7 protein-coding genes and 1 pseudogene are annotated in these 10935 nt (G+C 65.3%); 2 read left to right on the top strand and 6 right to left on the bottom strand.

Features of this window, described 5'->3' with window-relative positions:
- Nucleotides 1-7 precede the first annotated feature (7 nt).
- The 5 genes and pseudogenes from amoA to PG883_RS01535 all read right to left on the bottom strand — a co-directional run bounded on the left by amoA (nt 8) and on the right by PG883_RS01535 (nt 7740).
- Nucleotides 8-757, bottom strand: coding sequence for an amonabactin biosynthesis protein AmoA (gene amoA, locus PG883_RS01515; RefSeq protein ID WP_041212930.1), 750 nt, complete (start codon nt 755-757; stop codon nt 8-10).
- Nucleotides 758-777: 20 nt separating this feature from the next.
- Complete coding sequence (amoF, locus tag PG883_RS01520; RefSeq protein WP_270806881.1) at nt 778-3879, bottom strand: amonabactin biosynthesis non-ribosomal peptide synthetase AmoF; 3102 nt, start codon at nt 3877-3879, stop codon at nt 778-780.
- Nucleotides 3876-4788 (bottom strand): annotated as a pseudogene (gene amoB, locus PG883_RS01525) (amonabactin biosynthesis bifunctional protein AmoB). Before amoB ends, amoF begins: the two are co-directional and overlap by 4 nt.
- Before the next feature lie 17 nt (nt 4789-4805).
- Nucleotides 4806-6470, bottom strand: coding sequence for an amonabactin biosynthesis (2,3-dihydroxybenzoyl)adenylate synthase AmoE (gene amoE / locus PG883_RS01530; RefSeq protein WP_200164118.1), 1665 nt, complete (start codon nt 6468-6470; stop codon nt 4806-4808).
- 76 nt (nt 6471-6546) lie between these two features.
- A complete protein-coding gene (locus PG883_RS01535) occupies nt 6547-7740 on the bottom strand; it encodes an isochorismate synthase (RefSeq protein ID WP_200164119.1) in 1194 nt (397 codons plus the stop codon).
- A 320-nt stretch (nt 7741-8060) separates the two neighbouring features.
- Here PG883_RS01535 and PG883_RS01540 point away from each other — a divergent pair, with 320 nt between their 5' ends.
- Both PG883_RS01540 and PG883_RS01545 read left to right on the top strand, forming a co-directional pair.
- The gene (locus tag PG883_RS01540) at nt 8061-8612 is read left to right on the top strand and encodes a lipoprotein (protein WP_039038906.1); all 552 of its coding nucleotides are present in this window, start codon (nt 8061-8063) and stop codon (nt 8610-8612) included.
- Between the two features lie 146 nt (nt 8613-8758).
- Nucleotides 8759-10759: a hypothetical protein gene (locus PG883_RS01545; RefSeq protein ID WP_202007125.1), complete on the top strand. Its 2001-nt coding sequence runs from the start codon at nt 8759-8761 to the stop codon at nt 10757-10759.
- Here the strand turns inward: PG883_RS01545 and PG883_RS01550 are convergent.
- Nucleotides 10746-10935: hypothetical protein (locus tag PG883_RS01550; protein ID WP_270806882.1), on the bottom strand; the 190-nt coding region annotated here is incomplete at its 5' end. The genes PG883_RS01545 and PG883_RS01550 overlap by 14 nt on opposite strands.

The raw sequence follows: 10935 nt of genomic DNA on the forward strand, positions 1-10935 counted from the left end.
TCAAGCCTCAGGCACTCAGGGTGGCGCCGCCGTCGACGACCAGATCCTGCAGCGTGATGTGGCTGGCCAGATCCGAGGCCAGGAAGAGGACGGTATGGGCGATCTCCGCCGGGGTGGCGACCTTGCGCAGGGGGATACCGAGCTTGAACTGCTCCGGCAACCCGGCAATGGTGCGGGCCATGGCCTCCTCGCTTGGCAGCATGCCGCGCAGCATGGGGGTATCCGTCGAGCCCGGCGACACCAGGTTGGCGCGCACGCCGAAGGGGGCCAGCTCCAGCCCCACCGTCTGGGTCAGGCTGGTGACCGCCGCCTTGGAGGCGCAGTAGGCCGCCATCTGCATGCGCGGCACATGGGCGGCGTTGGAACCGATGGTGACGATGGCGCCGCGCCGCTGCTCCTTGAAGTGGGGCACCAGGGCCCGCAGCAGATAGAAGACGCCGCTGGCGTTGACCGTCATGCAGTCGTGCCAGTCGTCATCGCTCAGAGTCTCGGTGGAGCCGAGGCGCAAGACCCCGGCCCCGTTCACCAGCACATCGAGCCCGCCGTCCGCCAGCAGCGCTGCGCAGCAGGCGTTGACCGCCTTCGAATCGCCGATATCGAGCAGCCGGGTGGCATAGGGGTAGTCGGCTTCGGGAAACGCCAGATCCAGCCCCACCACGATTGCTCCGGCCGCCACGAACTGCGTCGCCACCTTGCGGCCGATGCCGCGCCCGGCCCCGGTCACCCAGACCCGCTTGCCAGTGAAATCAAAGGCCATTGCTTGTTGCTCCTTATCCATCACCACACCATCTCCACGCTCTCTTCGTCCTCGGAAAGCAGGCCGTCAAGGAAACGGCAGAAATCATCGAGGCGCGGGTGATCGAACACGTCGGAGACCTTGACCTGCACCCCGAACTCGGCGCCGAGCCGGTTGACGATCTGGATGGTCTGCAGGGACTGGCCCCCCAGTTCGAAGAAGTTGTCGGCAGGCGCCATGGTGGCGAGCCCCAGGATCTGTTGCCAGATGGCGCCGACCCGGTTCTCGGTCTCGCTGCCCAGGGTCAGGGCTTCGCCGCCCGCCTGGTAGGCGGCCAGCAGGGTCTTGCGATCCAGCTTGTTGGAGCCGGTGCGGGGCAGCTGGTCATAGTGGCGATAGTCGGTGGGGATCATGGCGGCAGGCAGCACCCTGGCCAGCTGCGCCTTGATGACCCGGCTGTCGCGCTCCGACCCCGCCACGAAGGCCACCAGTCGGCGCACGCTGCCGATGCTCACCCCCTGCACGCACGCCTCGTCCACCCCGGGCAGGGCCAGCAACTGGGCCTCCACTTCGCCGGGCTGGATGCGATAGCCGCTTATCTTGAATTCGTTGTCGCGCCGGCCGAGGTAGACCAGCCGGCCGGACACCAGGCGCACCCGATCGCCGGTGCGATAGACGGGCATCAGCTCCGCGCCAACCCGCAAGGTATCGAAGCTGCCTTGTACGCCCCCCACATAGCCGTTGGCCAGCTGCGGGCCGAGCAGTACCAGCTCGCCTTCCTCGGCGGGTTGCTCCCCCGCCCCCAGAATGAGCGCCTGCATGCCGGGCAGCGGCAGACCGATGGGCAACTGGGCCTGGCTCGGGTCTTCCTGTTGCAGCTCCTGAGTGGTCACCACCACGGTCGTTTCGGTGGGACCGTAGGTGTTGAACAGGCGCACATCGGAGCGACCCTGGCGCTGCCACTGGGCCAGCTGCTCGGGGTAGACCGCCTCGCCGCCGATGATGACGGTGGTAAGCCCGGCAGGAATGTGGGCCTGACCCGCCGTCAATGCCACCACCCACTCGTTCCAGAACGCGGTGGGCAGGTCGAGGTGGGTGATCCCCATCTGCTCCACCCCGGCCGCAAAGGCGGGCATGGATTCGAGCAGGGCGTCGGTGCGCAGTACCAGGGTGGCGCCGGCGCTCAGGGTGGCGAACACCTCCTCGATGCTGGCGTCGAAGTTGAAGGGGGCGAATTGCAACATCCGCGCCTCTTCATTCAGGTGATAACGGCAGCGGGCGGCGGCGGCGAAGTGATCCAGCGCGCCGTGGCTCACCGCCACCCCCTTGGGCAGGCCGGTCGAGCCCGAGGTGAACATCAGGTAGGCGACGGCGCGGCCGGCTGTCGGCTGGTTGAGCCGATCATCGCTCACCAGATCCCCCGCCAGCAGGGTGCGCCCCTCAAACAGGCTGGCCAGCTTGTGGCGGTACTCGGCCTGGGTGATCAGGGTCTTGACCTCCCCCAGTCGCAGGATATGGCCCTGGCGCTCCAGCGGCTGCTCGGGATCGAGGGGCACATAGACGGCGCCCGCCAGCAGCACAGCCAGCTGGGCGAAGATGGCCTGGGGGGTGCGGGCCAGCATGACCCCCACCTTGTCGCCGGGGGCGACGCCTGCGGCCTGCAGGGCAGCCGCCATCTGTTCGGATCTGGCCAGCAGCGCCTCGTAGCTGAAGCGGGCCTCTCCCTGCGCCGTGCTCTGAATCAAGGCAATCTTGTCCGGTGTCTGGGCGGCGAAGTGGCAGATCGCCTCCAGCACAGGCCGTGCCTTGATCACTTCATGGGAGGGGCCGGCGATCAGGGCCCTGGCTCGCTGCTCGGCCAGCCAGTCGGCCTTGAGCGTTCCCAGGGTCTGAGCAGGCTCGGCCAGCCAGCGGCCCAGCAGGACAAACAGGGTATCGGCGATGACCGCCAGCTCTCCCTGCTGGTAGCAGCCGGGGTTGGCGTCCAGATCCAGTCTGGGCTGGCCATCGACGCCGACCTGCACTTCGATGGTGAGATCCTCCACCGGGCCGGCGCTGATGTTGAGAATATGGGCAGATAGCGGCCCGAAGCGGCGAGCGTGATCGAAGGGCATGATGTTGACCAGCGGGCCGAACAGGCGTTTGTCGCCCCCCACCAGGCCAAGGTCGCGGCGCAACAGCTCGTAGCGGTAGTGCTGGTGTTTGCGCACCCCGCGCTTGGCCTTGGCCACGGCGCCGGCGGCCCCCGCCAGACTCAACCCCTCTTCGAGTTCCAGAGCAAGGGGGGTGATGTTCATCTGCATGCAGGGCACGGTCAGCGACGCCGAGCCGATGCGGTTCATCATCATCAGGCCGAGCAGGGTCTTATCCTGGCCGCTCGACAGCGACAGCTGGGCAGAGATACCGGCCAGCAGCAGATCGGGCCAGCCCAGTTTGTGCTCGTCGGCAAAGCCGGTCAGGGATTGCCAGAGCGCCGCCGGCAGTGGGCGGCTCTCGCGGATAAATTCGGCCGCGATGGGTGCGCGGGTCTCGCCAAAGGACTTCACCTCGGGCCAGCCTTGCAGCTGCTCCTGCCAGAAGGCGCGGGCGGCGTCGTTCTTGCCGCTCTGCTCGCGGCTCGCCTCTTCTGCCAGCACTTCAGCCAACGAGCCGAAGGGGGATGGGGAGTTCATCTCACCGGCCAGCCCCTCTGCATACAGTTCGGCGATGCGCTGGAACAGCAAGGTGGTGCCAAAGCCGTCGAGGGCGATGTGGTGCACGCAGCTGTAGAGATAATCGCGGCCGGGGCCGCGCAGCAGGGCGAAACGGCAGGGTGCCTCTTGGGTCAACTCGAACGGGCGGCGCAGATCGGCCCAGGCCCAGGCGCGGGCCAGCGTCTCGTCATCGTGCTCGAGGGAGATTTCTTCATAGGCCAGGGGCAGCTCATGCGAGACGAAGCAGACCGCCTCCTTATCGTCTTCGAAGTGGCCCTTGAGCGCCTCGCACTCCCCCACCGCCTTGGCAAGGGCCGCGACCAGCACGGCCGCCTCGACCTTGCCGTCGAAGGCGATGCACTCGGCGGTGTTGAACATCGCCTTGTCGTCATTGAGCAGATGTCCGGACCAGAGCCCCTGCTGGGGGATGGTCAAGGGGAAGCGGTTCATGGGGTCACCTCCAGCGCCTGGGCTGCCAGCCTGGCCTCGATGAGGCGCCACCAGCCGTTGAGGGTCGGCAGCTTGGCGAGATCCACGAAGCCGAGCTCCACCCCGGCGGCGCGCCACTCGGTGAGCAGGGCCATGATCCGTACCGAATCCAGACCGTAGTCGATGAGGTTCTCATCGGGGTCAAACTCATCTTCGTCCTCGTCGATATGACTCAGCAGCCGCGCCTTGAGCCCCTCATACGTCAGCAACGGATTGCTCTGGACGGCAGAAGCGGCAACCGGCGCAAGGGCCAGCACCTCCTCGCAGCGGATCACCTTGCCGCAGCGGGTTGCCACATACATAGTCGAGCGCCATCTGGTGGTCGGCCAGGGAGAAGTCCGCCACCCCGTCCGCCAGGAAGAAGGGCTGGATGTCGCGCATGAAGGCGTCGCAGGCGGTCATCATGCAGCCAATATGGCCGTAGATGCCGCCGATGATCAGCTGATCCCGCCCCAGCGCTTTGAGCATCTGCTCGAGCTCGGAGCGCTGGAAGGCGCTGTAACGCCACTTGACCAGCACAGTGTCGTCCCGCTCTGGGCGCAGGGCTGCCACCACCTGCTGCTGCTCGGGCCGCTTGTTGAGACCCGGGCCCCACATGTCATTGAGCAGGGCGCGATCTTCAGGGGATTGATCCTTGGGCTGGGCGGTGTAGAAGACCGGGATGCCGAGGGCCTTGCACTGCTTGCGCACGGCGGCCAGCTGCTCGGTGAGCGCCGCGATCAGCGGGCTGTTTTCGCCATAGAAGGCGGTGAAGTACTCCTGCATGTCGTGGATCAGCAGGGCGGCGCGTTTGGGATCCAGAGACCAGTTGACCTTGTTGGCCTTCCACTGGCTGGGCATGGCGTAATTGTTCAGGGTTGGGATAGCCATAACGTCATGATTCCTTACTAGTTTTTATGCTGTAGAGGCTGGTTGGCGGCGATGGCGTGCGCAATGCGCGCCCGCAGCCCCTGCTTGTCAATCTTGCCCACCGCCGTCATGGGCAGGGCGTCCAGAGTTTCGAAACGGTCGGGCAGCTTGAAGTCCGCCACCCCGCGCTCGCGCAGAAACTTGCGCAAGGCCAGCGGCTTCAAGGCGGGATCCGTGCTGACGATGAAGGCACAGCTCTTCTCCCCCATGGCGCTGTCGGGCATGGAGACCAGGGCCGCATGGGTGATGGCCGGATGGTGCAGCAGCTGGTTTTCCACCTCTTCCGCCGCGATCTTCTCGCCGCCCCGGTTGATCTGATCCTTCTGCCGCCCCACCACGGTGAGGTAACCATCGGCATCCTGTACCACCAGATCGCCGGAGCAGTAGAAGCCATCGGCATCGAACACCCGGGCGTTGTGGGCCGGGCTCTGGTAGTAGCCGCGGAAGGTATAGGGGCCGCGGGTGTGCAGGGCGCCAGGCTCGCCGGGGGCAACCGGATTGCCCGCCTCATCGAGGATGCGCACCTCGTCGTCCGGGCTCATGGGACGGCCCTGGGTGTGAATGACCTTCTCGTCGGGATCAGAGAGCCGGGTGTAGTTGACCAGCCCTTCCGCCATGCCGAACACCTGCTGCAGCCGGCAGCCGAGCAGCGGCCCAATCTTGCTGGCCACCGCCTCCCCCAGCTTGGCGCCGCCCACTTGCAGCAAGTCGAGGCTCTCGAGCTGAGTGCGCGCTGTGGAATCCGCTTCCGCTGCCTGCAGCCAGAGCGAGACCGCCGGCGGCACCAGCGAGGTGAGATTGACCCGGTGGCGGGCGATCAGCGGGAAGCAGCTGATGGGGCTGGGATCCGGCGCCAGCACCACGGCGCCACCCGCCTCGAACAACCCCAGGGCGCCAGGGGAGCTCAGGGGGAAGTTGTGGGGCGCCGGCAGGGCGCACAGATAGCGGGTATGGGGGCCGAGGCCGCAAATTTCGTTGCTGCGGCGCACGCTGTACAGGTAGTCATCGTGGGTGCGGGGGATGAGCTTGGGGGTGCCGGTGCTGCCACCGGAGAGCTGGAAGAAGGCCACCTCGTTCGCCGGGGTCGGGCCATATTTCACTGGCTCACTCTCATCCCCCTTCGTCAACCAGCGGGTCAGCCCCAGCTCCCCACCATCGCCATCCAGCAGCACCAGCTCAGTGCCGATGGTTGTCAGCAGCTCGCTCTCGCGCTCCTTGCTCGCAAACAGCGGATGGGCCAGCGAGCCGACAAAGAGGCGCGGAGTGATCTGTTCGGCATAAGAGAGGAGCTCCAGCCGGTTGTGGCTAAAGAGCGCGTTGACCGGCGCGATGCCGGCCTTGAGCAGGGCGAAGAACACCAGATAGAACTCGGCCACGTTGGGGAGTTGCACCAGTGCGGTATCCCCCACCCCCAGGCCGTGGCGGGCCAGATTGGCGGCCAGCCGGCTCGAGGCGGCGTCCAGCTCGCCATAGCTGAAGCGACGCTCACCGCAGAGGATCGCCTCGACGTCAGGGGCCAGCTCGCACTGACGCGCCAGCATGGCGGTCAGCGGCTCGCCGCGCCAATAACCCTTGGCGCGGTAACGCTGGGCCAATTCGTCGGGCCAGCGGGTATAGGGCAGGAAGCGGTTGAATTGGCTCATTGCGCCACCTCCAGGCTCAGGCCCAGGACTTTCAGATTCGGCTGCCCGCTCGGCCAGCCCAGGTATTGACGTTGGCTCATTGCGCCACCTCCAAATCCAGGCCCAGTGCCTTGAGCATGGTGCCCAGCTTGGTGCCGGTCTCGGCCCACTCCATGGCGGGATCCGAGCCCGCGACGATACCGGCGCCAGCAAACAGCTCCACCTGATGGCCATCGAGCACCCCGCAGCGGATCACCACGGCCCACTCGCCGTTGCCCTGGCTGTCGCACCAACCGACGATGCCGCTGAACAGGGCGCGCCGGAAGGGCTCCTGCTCGCGGATGAACTGGCGGGCCAGATCAGTGGGATAGCCGCACAGGGCCGGGGTGGGATGCAGCTGGCAGGCAAGTGACAGTACCGATGCCTCGCCGCCATTGAGCCGCCCGGCGATGGGGGTGCCCAGATGCCAGAGGGTATCCGTGCTCATCAGCGAGGGATGAGCGGGGATCGCCAGCTCGCGGCAGTGGGGGGTCAGCACCCGGCGGATCTCGTCGATCACGAGGCGGTGTTCATGCTGATCCTTGCGAGAGGCCAGCAGATCCCGAGCCACCATCTCGTCTTGCGCCGGCTCGCTCGCCCGTCTGGCGGAGCCCGCCAGCGGGTGGGTGAACACCTCTCCCCCGCTGACCCGCAGCAGCAGCTCGGGGCTTGCGCCCAGCAGGCGGCGGCCCTGGCCGAGCGGCAGGGAGAAGTGGAAGGCGTGGGGATTCTGGGCCATCAAACGGGCCATCACCTGCTTAGGGTCTGCAGGCTGGTGCAGGGTAAGGGTGAGTTTGCGCGACAACACCACCTTGGCGAGCCGACCTTGTGCAAACGCATCCAGCGCCGCACTGACCGAGGCCTGGAATTCGCTGGCCGGCGGGGTGCTCTGCACCGAGATGACCCGGTTGGCCTCGGGGGCTTGCTCTACCATCGCCTCTGTCATCGGAGCCTGTTCCGCCAGCGTGGTTCGCTCGCCCCACTTATAACGGCCGGGCACATAGAGACAGGAGGCCTCCGCCGGGTCGAACGCAAAAGCACCGATCAGCAGAGGATTGCTCTGGCCGGCGGCGCTGGCCGCGGCTAAGGCGCTGGCAATCTGTTGTTCCAGCAGGGGCCATTCACAGGCGGGGGTGGTGATGGGTTGCCCCAGGTCAGTGGCACTGATCGTGCCCTGACCCGAGGTAAACAAGAAATCAGGCGACATCTTAGCCTCGGCAGGTGTGCCATTGTCCATTACTCGAGTCTTCACGTAACACACTCAAAGAAGATTCAAAATGATAATGATTATCAATTTGACTTTGTGCGGCGGTAAAATACTCGCTTTGAAATCGCGGGGTCAATGGGATTTTGCATCGTTAAAACAGGAGCTTGTCTGTGGGTACTTCAGAGATGACGCCAGGGCGGGCCTGCTGGCGGTGAAGGGAAACAGCTACTCGAATGAAAACGGATTGCCATCCCCATATGGGGGATGCGACAGAAACCGGTCATAGAGGCCCCACTGGCGGCCAACCCGCTTTGCCTCTAAGATGGCGCCACCTCTTGTGACAGCCCCGAAAATGGAACCCTCCCATGTTGAAACACCTGCTTCTGCTTCCCTTCGCCCTGCTGCTGGCGGCCTGCTCGCTGACCCAGTACAGCGTCAGCGAAGGGGAGATCAACCAGTACCTCAAGGAGCGAGTCGCCTTCGAGAAACAGCTGGGGATCCCCGGCATCATGTCGAGCAAGATCCGACTCGATGACATGCAAAGCCGCATCGGCCGCAGCCAGGCCGACAAGGTCGAGCTGGATGCCGCCGGCGAGCTGCAGGTGGCGAGCCCCCTTGGCAGCCAGCAGATGAAGATCCGCCTCTCCCTGCGGGCACGCCCGGACTATGTGGCCGAGCAGGGCGCCATCTATCTGCGCGATCTCGAATTGCTCTCCGTCAAGACCGAGCCGGCGGACGTGGGCACCGCCCTCTCCCCGCTCTTGCCCACCTTCAACCAGTCCCTCTCCCTGTTCCTCTCCCAGACCCCCGTCTACCGGCTCGATGGCAGCCGCCAGAACGAGGCGCGGATCAAGGAGAAGGTCGAAGCCCTCAAGGTGGAGCCGGGCCGACTGGTCATCCCCTTCAAACTGATGTGACACCTGCCGCCGCGCCCCTCCTCTTCACCCCACCGGGGCGCGGTTTTTTTCTTCTCAAGCCCCGCCCTTTGCCCCATAATGCACACCATTCTCATTTAGATTCATGAGAAGCGTCATAATAAAATCAACAATATGGTGAGAAGGACATGAGAAAAACCGTACTGGTGCAGGCGATCGCCTGCGCACTCCTCAGCAGCGCCGCACAGGCTGCCGTCAAGGTGGAGGACAAGACGTTCAACACCGCCGCCAACATGTTGGCCTACACCGAATTCGAGCTCTCCGGCGAGCCGCTGGCCGAGGCCCTTGGTCTGGATCTGGATGTGCTGGACGCCAACCGCGCCGACGAGCCGACCCCGTTCGACTTCGCCGCCGGCATCGAATCCTATGAATACTCCGAAGAGGCGATGTACGCCCTCAACTACCAGTCCGGCATGGGCCCCCATCTGGTAAACGGGCCGCAAAACCAGGCCCGTGGCGGCACCCTGGCCGACCTGGGCAAACGGGTACTGGCCATGGCCGAGGCCGTCGGCTTCCCCGCCGATGAAATTCCCCAGGGCATGTATCCCCTCTCCCTGCCCTACGCCTCCGCCAACCCGGAGTTCGCCCAGGCCGTGAACGCCACCCCGGTCAACGGTGACCAGATCACCATCAAGACCGCCAAGGGCAACGAGAAGAGCGTCAAGACCCAGGTCCCCGCCTACTTCCGCGACTACGCCACCCTGCGCTGGAGCGGCAGTGACAACCTGCTGGTCCCGGCCGCCGTGGGCGGCATCCTGCTCAAGGAAGTGATGTGGTCCCAGGACTTCCTGGGCGGCATGCACGTAGCCGAGACCGATGAAGAGGTGGAAGCCGCGTCCGCCACCATGGATCAGGACGGCAAGCACAAGCTGGGGGTTTCTGCCGCCGACGGCTTCAACGGCATGATGCTGACCGAGCAGTCCATCGACAAGCTGGCCATCCTGCAGGGTCAGCTCGGCTTTGACGGCAAGACCCTGGGCGCCAAAATCACCCCGCAGTACGATCCGGCCAAGGGGGTTGTCTACTTCCCTCATCAGGTGAAAGTGACCGAGACCAGCAAGAACGACGCCGGTGCCATCGGCAAGCTGGAGGTCGTGGACGGCTCCGCCCAGTTGCGCGACGCCTGGATGCTGCTGTGGCCCCTCTCCGAGTTCTACGCCTTCAGCGATCAGCGCACGGCCAACACCAATCAGAACCCGGCCTTCCACGCCGTGTTTGATGGTGCCCCGTTCGCCGCCGCTCCGGCTGCCAACCAGACCAACGATCTGGGCAAGGCGGTGGCGGGCAGCGATGCCTTCTCCCTGGCCCTGAACCTCTCCAACCTCACCTTCAAGAACCTGCTGGCCCTGCACTTCGAGCCCAAGGCTGGCACCCTGGTCGACAGCTGGCAGGCTGGCAAACAGGCCGGGCACGTCACCACCTTCGACGCCGCCTACGCCCTAGTCGCCCTACAGATCTTCCAGCGCGCCCAGGATGCGCTACCGGTGGGTTACGCCGCCGGTGACAATGGCGAGCTGAACCTCAAGACCCCACAGGGTGAGCAGGCGATCGCACTGGTCCGCAAGCAGGCCGATTTCATCCTCGCCAACCTAAAGGGCAAGAACGGCCTGGTCCATGACGGTCTGACCCTGGGCGGCAAGCTTGACGCCGGTCAGTCCATCGACGCGCAGTTCGCCGCCATCCGCGGCCTGACCGCCGCCTTCCTGGCCACCTCGGATGCCAAGTACCGCACCGCGGCTCGCGAGCTCTTCATCGCCGCCGACAAGGCCTACTTCAATGCCAAGGCCGGTACCTGGCTCGCCGGCAAGCAGGGTGAATACACCCCCTGGACCCAGGCCGCTATCTCCGGCGCCCTGCGCTCTGCCATGCTGAACCTGCGCAACGAAGGGGCCGAGAAGGCACCCGAGCTTGAACTGGCCCAGCTGACCCAGCGCTACGTGAGCTGGTTCCGCGGCACCGTCAACGGCGGCATGCAGATGGCCGAGTGGATCGGCGACTCCGGCGAGAACGTCATCGAGGGGGCCGGCAGCGACACCGACGAAGATGGCGTCCCGCAAGTGACCGCTGCCGGTGGCAAGCATGGCACCGCCATGGTGATGGCCGGCAAGGCCCTGGTCAGCGAGAAATAAATCGACCACCAATAGAAAGGGAGCCCAGGGCTCCCTTTTTTTGGGTTCTTCGCGGGATCCTGGGAAAGTGGAAGTTGACAGACAGGGTGCTGGTAAACTGGCTGTCTCCAAACACACCACCACCATCACCCTGCTGTCGCCGTGCATCATATTGATATTGCCTCCTTCTGGCCAGG

It is taken from the genome of Aeromonas sp. QDB25 (assembly GCF_027707725.1).
GTDB classification, from domain to species: Bacteria; Pseudomonadota; Gammaproteobacteria; order Enterobacterales; family Aeromonadaceae; genus Aeromonas; species Aeromonas caviae.

What these genes read in the sequence shown, in the direction of transcription:
- amoA (WP_041212930.1), bottom strand. Translation starts at nt 757, where the DNA reads ATGGCCTTTGATTTCACTGGCAAGCGGGTCTGGGTGACCGGGGCCGGG.
- amoF (WP_270806881.1), bottom strand. Translation starts at nt 3,879, where the DNA reads ATGAACCGCTTCCCCTTGACCATCCCCCAGCAGGGGCTCTGGTCCGGA.
- amoE (WP_200164118.1), bottom strand. Translation starts at nt 6,470, where the DNA reads ATGAGCCAATTCAACCGCTTCCTGCCCTATACCCGCTGGCCCGACGAA.
- PG883_RS01540 (WP_039038906.1), top strand. Translation starts at nt 8,061, where the DNA reads ATGTTGAAACACCTGCTTCTGCTTCCCTTCGCCCTGCTGCTGGCGGCC.
- PG883_RS01545 (WP_202007125.1), top strand. Translation starts at nt 8,759, where the DNA reads ATGAGAAAAACCGTACTGGTGCAGGCGATCGCCTGCGCACTCCTCAGC.